Source organism: Skermanella mucosa (assembly GCF_016765655.2).
Taxonomy (GTDB): domain Bacteria; phylum Pseudomonadota; class Alphaproteobacteria; order Azospirillales; family Azospirillaceae; genus Skermanella; species Skermanella mucosa.
This window is the reverse complement of sequence record NZ_CP086106.1, coordinates 2,035,974-2,054,544: the sequence shown is the minus strand read 5'-3', so window position 1 is coordinate 2,054,544 and position 18,571 is coordinate 2,035,974. Positions and strand designations below refer to the sequence as shown.

The 18,571-nt window shown below is 68.5% G+C and carries 18 protein-coding genes and 1 tRNA gene; 8 read left to right on the top strand and 11 right to left on the bottom strand.

The features are described from left to right. The first annotated feature begins 99 nt into the window (after positions 1–99). A complete protein-coding gene (locus JL100_RS09315; protein WP_202683372.1) occupies positions 100–912 on the top strand; it encodes a hypothetical protein in 813 nt (270 codons plus the stop codon). Positions 913–1,000: 88 nt separating this feature from the next. Here JL100_RS09315 and JL100_RS09310 read toward each other — a convergent pair whose 3' ends face one another. Both JL100_RS09310 and JL100_RS09305 read right to left on the bottom strand, forming a co-directional pair. Beyond that, the gene (locus JL100_RS09310; protein ID WP_202683373.1) at positions 1,001–1,810 is read right to left on the bottom strand and encodes an HpcH/HpaI aldolase family protein; all 810 of its coding nucleotides are present in this window, start codon (positions 1,808–1,810) and stop codon (positions 1,001–1,003) included. Between the two features lie 46 nt (positions 1,811–1,856). Then, positions 1,857–2,921, bottom strand: coding sequence for a glycosyltransferase family 4 protein (locus tag JL100_RS09305; RefSeq protein ID WP_202683374.1), 1,065 nt, complete (start codon positions 2,919–2,921; stop codon positions 1,857–1,859). 182 nt (positions 2,922–3,103) lie between these two features. On the opposite strand from JL100_RS09305, the gene JL100_RS09300 reads away from it, so the two are divergent. After that, the gene (locus JL100_RS09300; protein ID WP_202683375.1) at positions 3,104–3,460 is read left to right on the top strand and encodes a hypothetical protein; all 357 of its coding nucleotides are present in this window, start codon (positions 3,104–3,106) and stop codon (positions 3,458–3,460) included. Positions 3,461–3,473: 13 nt separating this feature from the next. Beyond that, positions 3,474–3,548 (top strand) — tRNA-OTHER (locus JL100_RS09295). Positions 3,549–3,564: 16 nt separating this feature from the next. Here the strand turns inward: JL100_RS09295 and JL100_RS09290 are convergent. Genes JL100_RS09290 through galE form a run of 3 tightly spaced genes read right to left on the bottom strand, consistent with a single transcriptional unit; the run spans position 3,565 to position 6,212 of the window. Continuing rightward, positions 3,565–4,605, bottom strand: a complete 1,041-nt coding sequence (locus tag JL100_RS09290; protein WP_202683376.1) for a GNAT family N-acetyltransferase — start codon at positions 4,603–4,605, stop codon at positions 3,565–3,567. 7 nt (positions 4,606–4,612) lie between these two features. Then, positions 4,613–5,197: a class I SAM-dependent methyltransferase gene (locus JL100_RS09285; RefSeq protein WP_202683377.1), complete on the bottom strand. Its 585-nt coding sequence runs from the start codon at positions 5,195–5,197 to the stop codon at positions 4,613–4,615. A 1-nt stretch (position 5,198) separates the two neighbouring features. Further along, positions 5,199–6,212 (bottom strand): UDP-glucose 4-epimerase GalE, encoded by a 1,014-nt coding sequence (gene galE, locus JL100_RS09280; protein WP_202683378.1) that lies wholly within the window; start codon positions 6,210–6,212, stop codon positions 5,199–5,201. Positions 6,213–6,513: 301 nt separating this feature from the next. Between galE and JL100_RS09275 the strand changes: the two genes are divergently transcribed. After that, the gene (locus JL100_RS09275; protein ID WP_202683379.1) at positions 6,514–7,695 is read left to right on the top strand and encodes a glycosyltransferase; all 1,182 of its coding nucleotides are present in this window, start codon (positions 6,514–6,516) and stop codon (positions 7,693–7,695) included. Then, positions 7,692–8,849 carry a glycosyltransferase family 4 protein gene (locus JL100_RS09270; RefSeq protein ID WP_202683380.1) on the top strand — a complete coding sequence of 386 codons (1,158 nt, stop codon included), beginning with the start codon at positions 7,692–7,694 and terminating at the stop codon, positions 8,847–8,849. Before JL100_RS09275 ends, JL100_RS09270 begins: the two co-directional genes overlap by 4 nt. 8 nt (positions 8,850–8,857) lie before the next feature. On the opposite strand, the gene JL100_RS09265 is transcribed toward JL100_RS09270, so the two are convergent. The 6 genes from JL100_RS09265 to recO all read right to left on the bottom strand — a co-directional run bounded on the left by JL100_RS09265 (position 8,858) and on the right by recO (position 15,654). Next, positions 8,858–9,820, bottom strand: coding sequence for an SDR family oxidoreductase (locus JL100_RS09265; RefSeq protein WP_202683381.1), 963 nt, complete (start codon positions 9,818–9,820; stop codon positions 8,858–8,860). A 131-nt stretch (positions 9,821–9,951) separates the two neighbouring features. After that, on the bottom strand, positions 9,952–11,058 hold the full coding sequence (locus JL100_RS09260) for an ABC transporter substrate-binding protein (RefSeq protein WP_323378459.1): 1,107 nt from the start codon (positions 11,056–11,058) through the stop codon (positions 9,952–9,954). Positions 11,059–11,110: 52 nt separating this feature from the next. Further along, positions 11,111–11,665, bottom strand: a complete 555-nt coding sequence (locus tag JL100_RS09255) for a PRC-barrel domain-containing protein (protein WP_202683383.1) — start codon at positions 11,663–11,665, stop codon at positions 11,111–11,113. A gap of 28 nt (positions 11,666–11,693) precedes the next feature. Further along, complete coding sequence (locus JL100_RS09250; protein ID WP_202683384.1) at positions 11,694–12,560, bottom strand: PRC-barrel domain-containing protein; 867 nt, start codon at positions 12,558–12,560, stop codon at positions 11,694–11,696. Between the two features lie 124 nt (positions 12,561–12,684). After that, positions 12,685–14,901: a DNA topoisomerase IV subunit A gene (gene parC, locus JL100_RS09245; protein ID WP_202683385.1), complete on the bottom strand. Its 2,217-nt coding sequence runs from the start codon at positions 14,899–14,901 to the stop codon at positions 12,685–12,687. Positions 14,902–14,904: 3 nt separating this feature from the next. Further along, positions 14,905–15,654 carry a DNA repair protein RecO gene (recO, locus tag JL100_RS09240; RefSeq protein ID WP_202683386.1) on the bottom strand — a complete coding sequence of 250 codons (750 nt, stop codon included), beginning with the start codon at positions 15,652–15,654 and terminating at the stop codon, positions 14,905–14,907. A gap of 71 nt (positions 15,655–15,725) precedes the next feature. Here recO and JL100_RS09235 point away from each other — a divergent pair, with 71 nt between their 5' ends. The 3 genes from JL100_RS09235 (at position 15,726) to msrA (ending at position 18,553) form a co-directional block, all read left to right on the top strand. Beyond that, positions 15,726–15,986 carry a hypothetical protein gene (locus JL100_RS09235; protein WP_202683387.1) on the top strand — a complete coding sequence of 87 codons (261 nt, stop codon included), beginning with the start codon at positions 15,726–15,728 and terminating at the stop codon, positions 15,984–15,986. A gap of 207 nt (positions 15,987–16,193) precedes the next feature. Beyond that, positions 16,194–17,906, top strand: coding sequence for an AMP-binding protein (locus tag JL100_RS09230; RefSeq protein WP_202683388.1), 1,713 nt, complete (start codon positions 16,194–16,196; stop codon positions 17,904–17,906). A 95-nt stretch (positions 17,907–18,001) separates the two neighbouring features. Then, entirely contained in the window at positions 18,002–18,553 is a 552-nt protein-coding gene (gene msrA, locus JL100_RS09225) for a peptide-methionine (S)-S-oxide reductase MsrA (RefSeq protein WP_228421158.1), read from the top strand. Positions 18,554–18,571: the final 18 nt, after the last annotated feature.

The window sequence follows — 18,571 nt, the reverse complement described above, 5'->3', positions numbered from 1 at the left end:
GGCCCGCCGGCCGGGACAGCCTGGCCGAACACTCCACAAGGGCGCGCCTGCCCCATTCCGGGGCGGCGCCGCAGCCCGCAACCTATCAGGCGGAACATCATGAACAGAACCTATTACGAGAGCTACGGCAACCATCCCCACGACGACGATGACCGCTCGATCCTCAGCAGCCCGGTGCCGCTGGCGCTGATCGGCCTCGGCGTGGGATGGCTGGTGTGGAGCAACACCAGCCATCCCGGCGTCGACTCCCGCATCCGCGACGCCCGCCGGCGCGCCCGCCAGTACGGCAACACCGCGCTGCACCGGGCGGAGGAACTGCGCGACCAGGCCCTCAACCGGGCTTCGGAGTTCCGCGACCAGGCCGCGAGCCGCACGTCCGAGTGGCGCGACGAGGCGACGAACCGCGCGTCCGAATGGCGCGACCAGGCCGGAAACACCGCCCAGTCCATGCGTGACCGCGTGCAGAGCCGGAGCGGCGGCCAGGGGCAGGGCTTCTCCGACTATTCCGGCGGCGGCTCCGGCCGGCAGACCGAATATCGGGAGCGGGCCCGCCAGTACGGCGACAAGGCTTCGCGGCGTGCCCGTCAGGGCTATGGAAGCGTCATGGGGCTGGTCGACGAGCATCCGCTGATGGCCGGCATCATGGGCATCGCGGTCGGCGCGGTGCTGGGCGCCAGCATTCCGGCCAGCCGCTATGAGAACGAGTTGCTGGGCGAATACAGCGACGAATTCTACAACCGTGCCCGCGAGTACGGCAGCGAGGCGGTCGACCGTGCCACCAGCGTGGTCCGCACCGCCGCGGAGGCGGGAGTGGAAGCCGCTCGCGATGCCGGCCAGGACGAGGCCCAGAAGCAGGGCCTGACCGCCGAGCAGATGCAGAAGCGCGCCGAGGAGAAGACCGGCAACGCCTGAGGCGGATTGCCGGACTGACCTAGCCGACGAAGAGGGGCGCCGCCGACCGACCGGGTCGGCGGCGCCTTTTTTCCATCCGGAGCCCGGCTCAGTAGAGGCCGACCGCTTTTCCGTCGGACGGCACCTCCGACGAGGTCCCCTGCCCGGCCGCTTCCAGCACCGCCGCTCGGGCGCCGGCCGCCATCAGATGGACGTCGGAGGCGGCGGTCACGAACCGGTAGCCCAGTTCGACCATCCGCCGGGCGTAAGCCGCGGAACCGCAATGGATTCCCGGCATGACGCCGCGCGCCGCGGCCCGCTCCCGGATGTCCACGATCACATCGTAGAGCGGCGGCTCCGTATGGTCGAAGCCGAACTTGCCGGTCAGCGCGTAGCAGAGATCCGCCGGACCGATATAGATCGCGTCCAGCCCCGGCGTGCCGAGGATGTCGTCCAGGTTCTCCAGCGCCTCCTTCGTCTCGATCATCGCGAAGACGACGACGCTGGCGTTGGCATGCTCGGGATAGTCCCCGCCCGAGGTCAGCATCGCCCGGTTCGGCCCGAAGCTCCTGTAGCCCTGCGGCGGATACCGGCAGGCGCCGACCAGGCGCTCGGCTTCCGCCCTGCTGTTCACCATGGGACAGATGATGCCGGCGGCGCCGGCGTCCAGCGCCTTCATGATGTAGCCCTCGTCCAGCCAGGGCACCCGAACCAGCGGCGCCACGGCGGTGGTCGAGATCGCGGTCATCATGGCGACCGAGGCGCGGTAGTCGATCACGCCGTGCTGCATGTCGATGGTCAGGCTGTCCCAGCCCTGATGCGCCATGGTTTCCGCCGCGTACCCGTCCGGGATCGACAGCCAGCAGTTCAAGGCACTGCCGCCGTCGCGCCAGATCGAGCGAAGTCTGTTCTCTTTCATGTATCCTCCCCTTGTCGGGCCGAGCTTAAGGGGTGAGGCCGGGGCGTCAAGCCGCACGTTCCGCCGGCACTCGACGGCTGAAGTCCTCGAAGAGCCGGTCATAGGTCTCCAGCATCCCACTTTCGTCATATTCCCGGGCGACGCGGGCACGGTTGGCGTTGCCCAGGCGTCGGCGGAGCGTCGCGTCGGTCAGCAGGCGGTGGAGCGCCGCGGTCAACGCCGGCTCGTCGTCCCGGCCCACCACGAGCGGGCGGTTCTCGTCGGTCACCATGGCCTTCACGTCGCCGACATCCGTCGAGACGACGGGCCGGGCCGCCGCCATGGCTTCCAGCAGGCTCAGCGGCATCTGCTCGGTATCGGACGAGATCGCGAAGACATCGAGCAGGCCGAGCGCCCGCTCCGGATTCATCATGTTGCCCGCGAAATCGACCCGGTCCCCGATGCCGAGGTCACGGGCGGCCGTCTCCAGGGCGGGACGGTCGGGACCGTCGCCGATCAGGACCAGCCGGGCCGCCGGCTCCGGCGGCAACGCCGCGAAGACGCGCAGCAGGCGACCGAAATTCTTCTCGCGGCGGAGCGTCCCGACCGACCCGACCAGCAACTCGCCGGGACGGCGCGGCGGCAGCGCCGTCCCGTCGGGAGCGGCGGCGAACCGGGCGCAGTCGATCCCGTTGGGGATGAAGCGGACGCGCCGGCGCGGGATCCGCCAGCTCTCCAGCGCGATCCCTTCGAGCAGACGGCTCGGCACGATCACCTCCGTGGGACCGGCCAGAGCCACCCGGCGGAACCAGATGCGCCGGCGGAAATGCCGCCCGACCGCCTCGTCCGGCCCGAACCCGTCTTCGAAATGCAGGTGGGGGCAGCGGGCGGGAAAGCGGTTCGCCAGCCCCCATTCGACGGCTCCCCAGGCATAGGTCAGCAGCAGGTCGGGCCGCCCGTCCTTCAGCACCCTTCGGAAGCGAAACAGGTTGCCCAGGCTCAAGGCCCTGCCCTTCCCGACCTCCACCGGAAGCACCGTCACGTCCAGCCCCGGGTCCAGCCGGTCCAGGCAATCGGTATTGCCGTCCACCGCGACGATGGTATGCCGGTATCGGCGCCCCAGGCGATTCACGATCTTGGCGAACCGTATCTGCTGCCCGCCCACCTCGAAGGAAGAAAAGACATGAAATAAATGCGATGGATCGCGGGTTACCACCTCGGGAACATTTGGGTGGAACTGTGGAGATGCGGCCCGATCGGCGATTGTCACGGCGTCTCTTCTTTGGCTAGGGTCGCGGCAAGTCAGGAGGCACGATGTTCCACCCGCGGACAAGCCGCAAGAAGCTCGAACAGGTTATCCGGACGCTCGATGCGGCGGCCCGAATTGGTCACGGGACGGATGCCGGCGGGTTCCGCGTCACCACGATCGGGGAGCGGCGCACCACCGCCCGGTACGATGCCCTGATCGAAGCGCTGGAGCAGGGCATGCGGACGAAGAAGTTCGACCTGTCCCGCGACGACGCGCGGCTGCTGGTCACGGCGCTCGACCTCTACAATGTCCGGCGGACCGACGGCGTCGGCCAGGCGTGGGACGAAGAAGTCGAGCAGCTTTTCCAGGAGCTTCAGACGCTGTTCGCCAAGACCTACGGCGAGGCGCTCTACGCCGCCTGACGGCCGGAACATCGGGGGAGTAGCTTAATCGGGAAAGCCCTGTCCTCCGGGACAGCAGTTTCAGGTTCAAATCCTGGCTCCTCCACCACCCTCCCGGAACCTCATCACCGCCCCAGCAGCCGGCGGCGGATCAGGCGCGGCAGGTAGCGCCGGAGCGTATGGGCGGCACCGCACGCCGTCGTCGGATCATACGCGGTGACGGTCCACCGCTGGCGCCGCTCCGGCAGCCATTCCCTTTTGTAAGGGTCGTCGCCGCAGCCGAAGTCGATCTCCTTGATGTCGCCGGCCCGGAACGCCTCGCGCACCATGTGGCGGGTCAGGATCGAACCGGCGGACAGTTTCCGGCGGTTCTCGGCATAGGACAGCTTGAAGATGGTGGCGCGACCCCGCCAGACGATCCAGAGCTGGGCGGCGACCGGTTCGCCGTCCGCCAGCAGCACGCCGACCCGGACGGCGCCCACTTCCAGCCCAGCGCGGATCAGGCTCGGAACGAAGAGCGGATAGGGCTCCGGCTCCTTCCAGGACAGGGCGTGCACCTGCTCGTACAGGGCGGTCGCCCGTTCCGAGTCCGCCGCCGACCGGAAGATCTCCAGGTCGACCCGATGGTCGCGCCGCAGCGCCCGCTCCTTGCGCTCGACGGTGTTGCGCAGGCGGGCGCCGCGCCCTTTCCAGTAATCCTCGAAACTGCCCGCGACGGGACTGAACCAGTTGCCGAAATCCTCGACCGTCTCGACCAGGTACCCGGCGCGGCCCAGTCCCCGCCGCAGTCCATCGAGCGCGGCGGTTCCCCCGTCCAGCGCCGAGAACACCAGCCGCGCGGGGCGCGGATCGCGGCGGCGGACCTCCCGTCCCCAGGCCGCGAATGCCTCGGCCACATCCGCCGTTCCGGACAGGATCGGCCCGAAACGGCAGGTGTAGTAGTTGCCGAGCCAGGACAGCTGGACGCCCCGGAACGGCCCAATGGCGTCCGGCCGCTCGCGCAGCGGCAGGACAAGACCTTCCGGGGTGGCTTCCACCGACAGGCGGTCACCGGGATCCAGGCACGTCTCCGCGAAGACCCGATACCAGGCGGCGGTATCGTAGAAGTCGCCGTCCGCGGCGTCTGGCAGGACGGCGTCGAGGATGGCCGGATCGCGGTGTATCACCGGAATTTCAGAGCTTGCACCCGATCACGGCGTATTCCGGGCCGAACGGCAGGAACGGAACGGCCCCGCCGTACCGGACCGCCACGTTCCAGAAACCGGCATCCCTGACCGTTCGGCGGGCCTCCCGCGCGCCGAACGGCCCCTCCCCGCCGGTCGGCTCGAACAGGACGAGCAGTCCGCCCGGCTTCAGCACCCTCAGGAGGTCTTCCAGGAGGGGCGGCCGGTGTTCGGAAGAAGCCTGCGTCAGGGCGCCGAAGCCGGTGACGACATCGAAGCTGTCGCCGGCATAGGGAACCTTGATCCCGTCGAAGCGCCGGTAGTGGGCCAACCCGCCGAACCGCGCGAGGGCGGGCGCCGGGCGCTCCGGCTCCAGGCACACGAGGCGGACGCCCCGGAACAGGCTGCGATACCAGGGCACCGCCTCCGCATTGCCGACCGCGATGTCCAGGATTCCGCTGGAGCCGGGGAAAAGCTCCCGCAGGTCCCGCGTCAGGCGCAGGACCTCCCGCACGCGGCGCTCCGCGCGGGCTTCCTCGTCGCTCAGGTCGAACCGCCCGGCGCGGGCGCCGAACGCGAAATCCTGGATCGACATGTCAGGAAGCCCGGCGCGCCTTGGTGTCCTCGGCCATGCGCCGTTCCCAGGCGAGGGCTGTTTCCACCATTTCCTCAAGGCTGTCGTGGGCCGGCTTCCAGCCCAGCAGTTGGTGGATCCGGTCGGCCTTGGCGACCAGGGCCGGCGGATCGCCGGCACGGCGCGGCGCGTCGTTGACCGGCAGGGGACGGCCGATCACCTTCTCCACCGCCTTCAGCACCTCGCGCACCGAGAAGCCCCTGCCATAGGCGCAGTTGACCAGCAGGTTTCCGCCCTTCCGGACCAGGTGGCGCAACGCCAGCACATGGGCGTCGGCGAGGTCCGAGACATGGATATAGTCTCGGATGCAGGTGCCGTCGGGCGTGTCGTAGTCGGTGCCGAACACGGAGATTGCGGGGCGCAGCCCCAGCGCCGCCTGGACCGCCACCTTGATCAGGTGCGTCGCCGCCGGGGTGTTCTGACCGGCCCGGCCGGCCGGGTCGGCGCCCGCCACGTTGAAGTAGCGGAGGATGCCGGTGTTCAGCCCGTGGGCCGCCGAAGCGTCGCGCAGCATGTGCTCGGTCATCAGCTTGGACTGGCCGTAAGGATTGATCGGCCGCGTCGGCGACTCCTCGTCGATCGGATAAGCCTCCGGCTCGCCGTAGACGGCGGCCGTCGAGGAGAAGATGAAGTGCTTGACGCCCAGGCGCACGCAGGTCTCGATCAGCCCCAGGCTGTTCTGCGTGTTGTTGCGGTAGTATTTCAGCGGCTTCTCGACCGACTCCGAGACGACGATGCTGCCCGCGAAATGCATGATTGCGCCGACCTGGAAGCCGCGGATCACTTCGGCGACATGCTCGGTATCGGCGATGTCGCCTTCGATCAGCGGGACGCCGTCGGGCACGGCCGACCGGATGCCGGTCGAGAGATTGTCGAACACGACGACCGGGAAACCGGCATCCTTCAAGGCCAGCACGGCATGGGATCCGATATAGCCGGCGCCGCCGGTGACCAGAACGACCGGATTTTCGTCCATCAGACATTCCTAGAGAGTAATGGATTTTACACAATCAAGTGCTCATTCGCGATTATCGCGCCTGAGCCCTGATATCTGAAGAACGCGAAGGAATACCGGAAAAATTCATTCACTCTGCGCAGGGACAACCGCCTATCCCGATGCACCGGCACTGACACGCACGCCTAATACGTTGGTGTTAATCCTCTATGGAGAGGCTTGCGGTACGTCCCGGTTCAGGTACGTACTTCCCGCAGTCCGGGATCAGCAATTCCGGAGCTGACGTTCTTCATGCCCCCCTGGGGGATTTCAGGGTGCAGCCATGCATCGGGACCCATCTCCGACATTACCCAAGCCGCCGCGGATCATCCCGCCGCGGGCGCGCCTCGTCGTCTTCAGCGACGACTGGGGCCGTCATCCCAGCAGCGCACAGCATCTGGTCCGGCATCTCCTGGAGCGCTTCGACGTGGATTGGGTCAACACGATCGGCACCCGCCGCCCCACCCTGTCGCGCGCCGATCTGGCGCGGGCGCTGGAGAAGGCGGTGTCATGGACCCGGCCCGCCGGCGTCGCCAAGCCTGAAGTGCCGGAAGGCCCGGCTCCCCGGGTCCATGCGCCGGCCCACTGGCCGGGCTTCAAGACACGGGCGGAGCGCGCGCTGAACCGGCGGCTGCTCCGCAGGGCGCTGGCACCTGTCCTGGAGCGGGACCCCGCCCCGGCGGCCGTCATCACCACGGTGCCGATAACCGCCGATCTGGCCGCCGATTTCCCCGGCCTGAACTGGATCTACTACTGCGTGGACGATTTCGCCGAGTGGCCGGGACTGGACGGCGGAACGCTGCGAACGCTGGAACGTGACCTGCTGCCCCATGTCTCCGGCGTGATCTGCGTTTCCGAAGTGCTGCGCCAGCGCCTGTCCCGGTTGGGCTTCGACGCCCGGCTCCTGACCCACGGGATCGACCGGGACCACTGGAGCGGCGTGCGCCGCCGGCCGCTCTGCGGGCCGGGCCGGCGGCCCATCGCGCTCTACTGGGGACTCGCCGACCGCAGGCTGGACGCCGACATCTGCCTGACCCTGACCGAGACCTGCGACCTGAGGATGGCCGGCCGGCACCACGACGTGGACGAGCGGCTGGCCCGCAGCCCGGCGGTCACCTGGCTGGGTCCCGTCCCTTACGACCGTCTGCCGGGCCTCGCGGAGGATGCCGACGTCCTGGTGATGCCCTACGCCGACCTGCCCGTCACCCGCGCCATGCAACCCTTGAAGCTGAAGGAATACCTGGCGACCGGCCTGCCGGTGGTGGCCACTCCCCTGCCAGCCAACCGGGCCTGGGCCGACGCCATGGACCTGACCGCCGATCCGACCCGGTTCGCCTCCCTCTGCCTGGCCCGGGCGCGCCGCTCGCTGCCGCAGGCCCAGGCGCTGGCCCGCACCCGCCTTGCCGGGGAAGGCTGGGACGCCAAGGCGGCGCAGTTCGAACGCTGGATCACCGCATCGTCATGAACATCATCACCCCCCTTGATGAGACCCCCGCCGACGATGTCACGGTGCTGCATACCCGGATCGTGACCGGGACCGGCGGCGGACCGGAAAAGACCATCTTCAACTCGCCCCGATACATGCGCGGCACCGGCTACCGCGAGCTGGCCTGCTACCTGCGGCCGCCCGGCGATCCCGGCTTCGAGGTGCTGCGCGGACGGGCCACCGCCAAGGGCTGCCCCCTGATCGAGGTGGACGACGCCTCCGCCTTCAGCCCGGCCAGCCTGCGCCGCCTGGCGGCCATATGCCGGGAGAACGACGTCAAGGTCTGGCACGGCCACGACTACAAGACGAACCTGTTCGGCGTGCTGCTGAAGCCGCTGCTCGGCTTCAAGCTGGTGACGACGGTCCATGGCTGGGTCAAGCACACGCCCAAGACGCCGCTCTATTACGCGATCGACCGCTGGACGCTGCCGCGCCACGACCAGGTGATCGTCGTGTCGTCCGACCTGTACGAGCGCTGCCGCGCCGGCGGCGTCCCGGAGGACCGGCTGCACCTGATCGAGAACGCCATCGACACCGAGGATTTCCGGCGTTCAGGCCCCGCCGCCCTGGCCGCGGAGCGCGGCCGTCTGCCCCCCGGGCGCCTTCTGGTCGGCGCCGTCGGGCGGCTGTCCCCGGAGAAGGGGTTCGACCTGCTGATCCGGGCGGTTGCGGCGCTGATCGACGAGGGCCTGGACCTGGAACTGTGGATCGCCGGCGAGGGCGAGGAGAAGGCTGCCCTGGAGGCGCAGGCTGCCGCCACGGGACACGGCGACCGCATCCGGCTGACGGGCTTCCGGTCCGACACGGTCGCCCTGTTCGAGTGCTTCGACCTGTTCTGCCTGTCCAGCCTGCGCGAGGGCCTGCCCAACGTGGTGCTGGAGGCGATGGCGATGGAAGTCCCGGTTCTGGCGACCCGGTGCGGCGGCATCGACGGTTTCGCCCGCGACGGCTCCGACATGCTGACGGTCGAAGCCGGTTCGGCCGAAGCCCTGGCCGGCGGCCTGTGCCGGCTGGCCGGAGACCCCGCTTTGCGCCACCGGCTCGCCGGCGCGGCCCGGCGGCGGATCGAGGCCGAGTTCAGCTTCCGCCGCCGCATGGACCGCATGGCCGAGGTCTACGGCCTCCTCTGGTGAGACCCGCCTCAGCGGCGCGCGGCGAACACACCGGCTGCGACCAGTCCGGCCGCGGCCAGCCCCGCGAGCATCAGGGGCGATCCGCTCGTCTGCTGCCGGTAGCCGCCGGACGCGGCGGTCCCCTGAGGCACCGGCCGGAACAGCGAGCCGTGGGTATAGGGCGACGGCGCCGCCCGCTTGAAGTAACGGCGCAGGCCGCGCGCCATCACTGCCTCCGTCAGGGCCGGCGCCATGGTATGGGCCAGCTTGGTCAGCGGCGCCAGGGCGCCGACGCTGACGCCGCGCCGGGGACGCAGCGCCAGCCCGACCATCGCGTCGGCCACGCGCTCCGGCGGCACCAGCGGCGATCCGGGCTTCAGTTCCTTGCCCATGTAGTTGCCGCCGTGCTGGTACCCCGGCGTGTCGATCACGGCGGGGAACACGTTGCAGACATGGATGTCGGGCCACTCCTCCAGTTCCAGCCGCAGGCTCTGGGTAAAGCCCTCCAGGCCGAACTTGCTCGCGGCATAGGCGGCGGCGAAGGGCGGCGCGATCCAGGCACCGAAGGAGATGTTGGTGATCAGCGTGCCGTGGCCCTGCTCCAGGAAATAGGGCAGCACGGCATGGGTGCCGTTCATGCTGCCGAACAGGTTCGTCTCGATCACCTGCCGATGCGAGGCCATGGGCACGTCGGCGAACGGGCCGACCAGGCCGATGCCGGCATTGTTGATCCAGACGTCGATCTCGCCGAACCGCTCGGCCGCCTCCTCCGCCAGCAGGCGCATGTCGTCCAGTTCGGTCACGTCGGACGGAAGGGCGATCACATCGGCGCCATGGCTCCGGCACTCGGCGGCGACCTCATACAGCGCCTCGTCGCGCCGGGCGGCCAGGGCCAAGTTGGCGCCCTGCCGGGCGAAGGCGACGGCGGTCGCCCGGCCGATGCCGCTCGATGCACCGGTGATGACGATCGTGGAGTTCCGCAGGCTGCGCATGGGATGGACTTTCTGTCTTGGATAGGATTCCCATGACAACAGCGCCGGCGCCCGACCATCCCATGGAAGCCCTTCCAGCGGAGGGGCGGCGTCCCGCCGCCCAAGGTGCGCGGGACGCGCACCCTCCCCGGCTATCGCGCCGAAACCTGCCGGTACTTCCCGTCCTGCCAGGAATACATGACATAGGCCGGCTCGGTCAGGTCGCCCTTGTCGTCGAAGTCCAGCGATCCGATCACCGTCTCGAAAGTCCCCTCGCGCAGCGCGTCGGCCACCGCGTCGGGCTCCGGTTCGCCGGCCGCCTCGATGCCCTGGGCCAGCACCTGCAAGGCCGCGTAGCTGTACAGCGTGAAGAAAGCCGGATCGATGCCGTCGGCGCGGAGCTGCTCGACCACGGGAGCGGCGTTCGGATTGGCGGTCGGGTCCGGGCTGAAGGTGAACAGGGTGCCGGCCCCGTTCTCGCCGGTGATCGCCCAGAAGTCCGGGTTGGACAGGCCATCGCCCGCGACCAGGACGGCGTCCATGCCGGCGTTGCCCATCTGGCGCACGATCTGGCCGGCCTCGGCGTGGTAGCCGCCGAAATAGACCGTGTTGACGCCTTCCGACTTCATCTTGGTGACCAGGGCGGAGAAGTCGCTCTCGCCGGGATTGACCGAGCCGGTCATGACCGGCTCGATGCCCTTCTCGGCGAGCCGCTTGGTCGTGGCCTCGGCCAAGCCGCTGCCGTAGGCCTGCTTGTCGTGGAGGATCGCGACCTTCGGGTTCTCGATATGCGCCGCGATATGGTCGGCGGCCACCCGGCCCTGCTGGTCGTCGCGCCCCGCCACCCGGAAGACGTTGTCCAGGCCGCGCTCGGTCAGCACCGGCGCGGTCGCGGTCGGCGAGATCATGATGATCCCTTCCTCCGAATAGACGTCGGAGGCCGGCACCGACGGCCCGGTGCACATGTGGCCGATGACGAACTGGATGCCGTCGTTGACGATCTGGTTGGCGGCCGTGACGCCCTGCTTCGGGTCGCAGGCGTCGTCATAGACCTTGACGCTGATCTCCTCGCCGTCGATCCCGCCCTTGGCGTTGATCTCCTTCGCGGCGGCTTCGACGCCGCTGCGCATCTGCTCGCCGAAGGATGCCATGGAACCCGTCACGGCGGTCACGACGCCGACCTGGATCTCCGCCTGCGCGGCTCCCGCGGTCGAGGCGAGCATCGCCAGGGCCGCGAGGGAAACGGACGTCCTGTACATCTTCATTGCCTCCTACCCGAACTCTTTCGCTCTTCCCGTGGACTGCCGGCCGTCACTGGTCGTTCCGCTCCGGACCGATGATCGTCCCGGCTTCCGCGCCGTACTCGAACTCCGGCGCGTTATCCAGTTCCTCCTCGTTCAGGGTCGCGATGAGGGCATTCCCCTGCGGATCGACCTGGACCCGGTCCCACGGCAGCGTGACCAGCTCTTCCCCCAGGCCGAGCAGGCGCGTCCGGGACATGACCAGGCTGGTTATCGCCGGGCTGCCCGGCTCGGTCACGAAATCGCGGACTTCGCCGATGTCCTCGCCGGCGGCGTTGCGGACGTTCCAGCCGACCACGTCCTCCGGCATGCGGCCCGCGATGGTCGGGACCTCGACGACGCGGATCTGAGGCTCCCCGGTGGTCTCGACCTGCACCTCGGCGGGCGCCGATTCGATCCGGATCTCCGGTTCGGCCGGCCGGACCTCGACCGTGCCCTGGCCGCGGACGACGGCGCCGGCCGGTGCCTGCTGCTGCGGCGGCGCCGGGGCCGCCTGGTCCTGGGCGAAAGCCGGAGCGGCCAAGGAAAGCGCCAGGGCCGGCGCCAGGAGAAGCTGTCTCTTCATGGGTTTTACTCCTGATTGCGGCGCGGGTTCAGCGGGCGGGGCCGACGACGGCGTTGGCGCCTTCGGCATAGTCGTGGCCGGGAGCGGCTTCGAGCTGCTGCCGGTCCATCGGCAGGGTGACCGGCCCCTCCTGCGGCTCGGCGTTAACCTGTCCCCACGGGACCGCGATCTCCTTGGGTGCGCCGAGATAGCCGCCGACGTCGACGATGGCGGTCTCCACGGTTCCGGCCGGCCCGAGCAGGAAATCCCGGATCTGCCCGACCTGCTCGCCCTGGGCATTGACCACGGGGCGCCCGATCATCTGTTCCGGCGCCACCCCGGCCACCGGAGCGTCGGCGGGCGCCGCCTCGGGCGCCTCGGCGACGGGTGCGGGTGCCGGCTCGGGGGCGGGAGTGGGAGCCGGTACGGGGGCCGGCACGAGCGGCTGGACCTCGACCTGCGGTTCGGGCTGCTCGATGACCACCTGCGGCTGGGCCTGCTGCACGTCCACCTGGGGCTGCGCCTGCTGCACCGTCACGCGGGGCTCCGGCTGCTCGACCTGGATTTCCGGATCCGCCTGCTCGATGATCACCTCGGGCTCGCGCTGCCGCACGATGACCTGGGGCTGGAACTGGCGGACCGTGATCTCGGGCGGCGGCTGGCGCACGATGATCCGGGGCGGTGCCTGCCGGACGATGATCTGTGGCGCCTGCTGCTCGATGATGATCTCCGGCGGCTGCTGTTCCACCGTCACTTCCGGTGCCGGCTGCTGCACGTCGACCGACGCCGGGGGCTGCTGGACGTTGATCTCCGGCCCCGGCGGCTCCACCACGCGGTCGGGCTGCTGCGCACCCGCGGCCGAAGCCCAGGACCACGCGGCCAGCGCGGCGGTCGTCATCATCAAGCTCTTGCGCATCCCACTCTCCGACAGTCGTCTATCGTCCCGACATCGTCGATGCCGAGCCTTTGTGGGACGAAGAACGAAACGACGGTCGGAGTGTTCCTCCGCGGGACGCCTTTATCGGAAGCAGGTATCGGGATCAGGTGAAGCGGTTGTTCTTCGGGAACCCGTTGGGCGGCAGCCGGCCCGACGTGCCCCGGTTGCCCTTCCAGGGGGTCATGTCCGTCTCCAGCCGGGTGCGGTCGCCGCTTTTCCACGACAGCCCTTCCGAAAACCTGAAGGTCGTCAGGTCGGCGAGGCTGCCGTCGGTGTATTTCTGGATCATGACGCCGCGCCCCCGGGTCATCACGGGCACCTCCTCCAGCGGGAAGACCAGGAGCTTGCGGTTGTTGCCGATCGCCGCGACCGTGTCGCCCTCCACCGGGATGCAGAACTTCGCCTCGATGCCGTCACCAAGGGTCATGACCTGCTTGCCGCCGCGGGTCTGGGCGATCACCTCGTCCTCCTCGACCTGGAAGCCGCGGCCGTTGGACGCCGCCACCAGCAGCCGGCGCCCCGGCTGGTGCTTGAACAGGGTGACCAGCTCGGCGTCGTTGGCGAGGTCGATCATCAGCCGCAACGGCTCGCCGAAGCCCCGGCCGCGCGGCAGCTTGTCCACCCCAAGCGTGTAGAACCGGCCGTTGGTGCCCAGCACGATCAGCTTGTCCGTGGTCTCCACCCGGAGCACGAAGCGCTCGCGGTCGCCGTCCTTGTACTTGATCTCGGAGGTATCGGCCTGGTGTCCCTTGACCGCCCGGATCCAGCCCTTCTCCGAGCAGAAGACCGTGACGGGCTCGCGCTCGACCATGGCCTCCAGCGGGATGATGACGGCGGACGGGGCGTCGGCCACCACCGTCCGGCGGGCGCCCAGCTTGGTCGCCTTGCCGAACCGCTTGCGCGTCTCCGCGATCTGCTTGGCGATCGCCTTCCAGCGCCGGGGCTCGTTCTCCAGCAGGTCGAGCAGGTCGGCGCGCTCGGCCGACAGGCTGTCATGCTCCTTGCGGATCTCGAACTCCTCAAGCTTGCGGAGCGACCGCAGCCGCATGTTCAGGATCGCCTCGGCCTGGACGTCGCTCAGCGCGAAGGTCTTCATCAGCGAGCGCTTGGGCTCGTCCTCCTCGCGGATGATGCGGATCACCTCGTCCAGGTTCAGGTAGGCGATCAGATAACCGCCCAGCACTTCCAGCCGGTGGTCGATCTTGCCCAGCCGATGGCGCGAGCGTCGCTCCAGCACCTCGATCCGGTGCGCCAGGAAGGCTTGCAGGACCTCGCGCAGGTTCATGACGCGCGGGACGTTGTCCTTGTCCAGCACGTTCATGTTCAAGCCGAACCGGGTTTCCAGGTCGGTGGTCTTGAACAGGGATTCCATCAGCACGTCGGGATCGACGTTGCGGTTCTTCGGCACCAGGACGAGACGGATGTCCTCCGCCGATTCGTCGCGCACGTCGTCCAGCAGGAACAGCTTCCGCGCCGCCAGCAGCTCGGCGATCTTCTCGATCAGCCGGCTCTTCTGGACCTGGTAGGGGATCTCGGTGACGACGATCTGCCAGGTGCCCTGCCCCAGCTTCTCGACCTCCCACCGAGCGCGCAGGCGGAAGCTGCCGCGCCCGGTGCGGTAGGCCTCGGCGATCGAGGCCACCGGCTCGACCAGGGTGCCGCCGGTCGGGAAATCCGGGCCGGGGATGAACCTGATCAGATCCTCGACCGTGGCGTCGGGCTTCTTGATCAGGTGGCTCAGGGCGTCGCACAGCTCTTCCGCGTTGTGCGGCGGGATGGAGGTCGCCATGCCGACCGCGATGCCCTGCGAGCCGTTGGCCAGCAGGTTCGGGAAGGCGGCGGGAAGCACGATCGGCTCCTCGCCCTCGCCGTCGTATGTGCCGCGGAAATCGACCGTGTCCTCGTCGATCCCTTCGAGCAGGGCGCGGGCCACGTCGGTCAGCCGGGCCTCGGTGTACCGCATGGCGGCGGCGTTGTCGCCGTCGATGTTGCCGAAATTGCCCTGCCCGTCGATCAGCGGGTAGCGGACCGCGAAATCCTGCGCCAGCCGGACCAGCGCGTCGTAGACCGCGGTGTCGCCGTGGGGGTGGAACTTACCGATCACGTCGCCGACGACGCGGGCGCATTTCTTGGGCGGCGTGTCCGGCTCCAGCTTCAGCTGGCTCATGGCGTAGAGCAGCCGGCGATGGACCGGCTTCAGCCCGTCGCGCACGTCGGGCAGCGAGCGCGCCATGATGGTGGACAGCGCGTAGGAGAGATACCGCTCGCCGAGCGCCTCGGAGAGCGGCTTGTCGTGGATGTCGAGTGCAGGGTCGGTCATGTCTTATCTACTACCAGGAAGGGTAGCCATTTTGCGATAGCGTTCTATAAAACGGGTACGGGCCGCCGGCAAAGCCGCGACCGCCTGGGCGGAGGCATGGGCAAGCGCGTTGCGTTCGAGGAAATGCCCCGTCAGGTCGAGCCCGGCAAGCACTTCCGCCTCGCTCCAGCCGGGTTGCCCGGCCAGGAAGCCCGGCAGGGGCAGCAGCTTGTCGCGGTAGGGCTCGCCGGCGGACAGCGAGACCGCCCGGCCGGTGCGCGGACTGACATAGGCCAGCGCGTCGTTGCTGCCGGTGGCGGCGCAGGACGCGAGGTCGAGGCCGAAGCCCAGCTCCTGCAACAGCCCCAGCTCCCACCGGACATAGGCCGGCGCCCACAACGGCGTCTCGAACGCCTCCAGCAGCGCCGCCAGCCCGTGGAAGACCGGCTCGTGCGGCTCCCGGTCGGGCAGGACGACTTCCGTCACGGTGCAGGCGGACACCAGCCCCGCCAGGCGTAGCGGGTCGTCCAGCATGCCGGCGGCGTTGTTGTGGATCGGCTCTATCGTGAAGGTCCCGAGATGGTCGGCCAGCCGGGCGCGCCAACGCGCGCTCACCCGATTGCCGGGTTGCAGGTTGCCCCGCTGCCGGGACGAACGGCCGCCCTGCACCAGGCCGGAATGCCGGCCATGGGTGCGGGTCAGCAGGGTCGCCACCACCGCCGCCTCGCCGTGCGGCCGGGCGGACAACACGATCGCCTCGTCAGTCCATTCCATGGGGATGTTCTAGCAAAGTTCTCATCGGAATGCCTCAACGATCATGATTCTCAGGCGGGGAAAACGACCAAATGCCGGACATCTGTGACATCATCACGGAACAAAACCCGCCAGCTGCCGTTAACCATAATGTTAACTGGATAATAACCACGGTCGTTCAGGGTGGAGGTCATCAGCCAAGCTCGCGAAACCTCCAAGATGGTGCTGTCATGTGGAACAGCTTTTCTAAGGACTGGGCGCGTTGGTCGCCCGCAGAACGCTTCGTAGCCCGCATGGTATTCCTTGCCGTGACGGTCGGCGCCGCAAGCCAGGCGGTCATTCACGTCATCTGACTTATATGGTGTGAGGACCGTGTCCTTTCATCTCGACGTTTGACTTTCGCCGTCAGATCAAACGTTGTTCGAATTCCGGCGCCTTCGTTTGCGCCATTTTGCCCTCCGACTGGATCGTTGTAGTCATCTGCCCGCGCGCCGAAGTGCGCCGGAGAAGGACCAAGACGAAGAAGGCACCGTGGCCGACGGTGCCGTGCGGAGGAAACGATGGCCGAACCCACCCAGACCCCCCTGCTGACCCACAGCTATGTCCACGGCGCGTCGCCTACGCCGCTGATCGGCGACACCATCGGCGTCCATCTGGACCGCATGGCGGAGCTGTCGCCGGACGCCGACGCCCTGGTAGTCCGGCATCAGGGCGTCCGGCTGACCTACGCCCAGTTCAAGGCGGAGACCGACCGGCTGGCCGCTGGCTTGATCGCGCTGGGACTGAAGCCGGGCGACCGCATCGGGATCTGGTCGCAGAACAATTCCGAATGGGTGCTGACCCAGTTCGCCACGGCCAAGGCCGGGCTGGTGCTGGTCAACATCAACCCGGCCTACCGCACCCACGAGCTGGAATACGCGCTGAACAAGGTCGGCTGCAAGGCGCTGATCCTGGCGGCGTCCTTCAAGAGCAGCGATTATCTCGGCATGCTGCGGCAGGTCGCGCCCGAGCTGGACCGCTGCGCGCCCGGGCACCTGGACTCGCACAAGCTGCCGGCCCTGCGGACGGTGATCCGGCTGGGGGACGAGCGCACTGCCGGCATGTTCAACTTCGCCGACATCGCGGCCGGCGCCCGGGACGAGCATTTCGCGGAGCTGGAGCGGCTGCGCGACGCGCTCCAGTTCGACGAGGCGATCAACATCCAGTTCACCAGCGGCACCACGGGCAATCCCAAGGGCGCCACGCTGACCCACCACAACATCCTGAACAACGGCTTCTTCATCGGCGAGGCGATGCGGCTGACCGAGCGGGACCGGCTGTGCATCCCCGTGCCGTTCTACCACTGCTTCGGCATGGTGCTGGGCAACCTCGCCTGCGTCACGCACCGGGCCTGCATGGTGATCCCGGGCGAGGGCTTCGACGCCGAGGCCGTCCTGTCCACGGTCCAGGAGGAGCGCTGCACCGGCCTGCACGGCGTGCCGACCATGTTCATCTCCATCCTCAACCATCCCCGGTTCGGGGAGTTCGACCTGACCACGCTGCGCACCGGCATCATGGCGGGCTCGCCCTGCCCGACCGAGGTGATGAAGCGGGTCGCGGATGAGATGAACATGGGCGAGATCACCATCGCCTACGGCATGACGGAGACCAGCCCGGTCAGCTTCCAGAGCTCGGTGGATGATCCGCTGGAGCGGCGCGTCTCGACCGTCGGCCGCATCCAGCCGCACCTGGAGGTCAAGGTCGTGGACGCCGAGGGCAGGATCGTCCCGGTCGGCACGCCCGGCGAACTGCTGACCCGCGGCTATTCGGTGATGCTGGGCTATTGGGGCGACGAGGAGCGCACCCGCGAGGCGATCGACGCCGGCCGTTGGATGCACACCGGCGACCTCGCCACCATCGACGCCGAGGGCTATTGCAACATCGTCGGCCGGATCAAGGACATGGTGATCAGGGGCGGCGAGAACATCTATCCCCGCGAGGTCGAGGAATTCCTCTACACCCATCCGCGGATCAAGGACGTCCAGGTCTTCGGCGTCCCCGACGAGCGGTTCGGCGAGCAGCTCTGCGCCTGGATCCATGTCCAGGACGGCGAGACGCTGACCGAGGAGGAGGTGCTGGAGTTCTGCCGGGGCAGCATCGCCCACTACAAGCTGCCGCGCTACATCCGCTTCGTGGACGGCTTCCCCATGACGGTGACCGGCAAGATCCAGAAATTCATCATGCGGCAGAAGATGGTCGAGGAGCTGAAGCTGGAGCCTGCGAAGACCGCCTGAACCGCGCTCTCGCCATTGTGAATGGCCTCCCGGGTGTTCGGCGGCGCCCGGAGGCACCACATGGCGGGAGTAGCGACGACTCAAGAGGATGAAGCATGATGGCCGCAGATCGGCAATTGGCACAGGCGACTTTCGGCGGCGGCTGCTTCTGGTGCACCGAAGCGGTCTTCCAGCAGCTCCGCGGCGTGGAGAAGGTCCAGTCCGGCTATGCCGGCGGGCATGTGGAGAACCCCACCTACGAGCAGGTCTGCACCGCCCGGACCGGGCATGCCGAGGTGGTCCGGATCACCTACGACCCGGAGGTGATCTCCTACCGCGACCTGCTGGAAGTGTTCTTCACCACCCACGACCCGACGACGTTGAACCGCCAGGGCAACGATGTCGGCCCGCAGTACCGCTCGGTGGTCTTCCACCACGACGCGGAGCAGGCACAGACCGCGCGCGAGGTGATGAAGTCCTTCGGCGAGCGGCGGATCTGGGACCGCCCGATCGTGACCGAGCTGGCCCCCCTGCCCGTCTTCTACCCGGCGGAGGCGTACCACGACGACTATTACGCCCGCAACTCGGCCCAGCCCTATTGCCAGGTCGTGATCGCGCCGAAGGTTTCGAAGGTCCGCAAGCAGTACATGGATCGCCTCAGGGCGTGAGTCCCGGAGCGGGGCCGG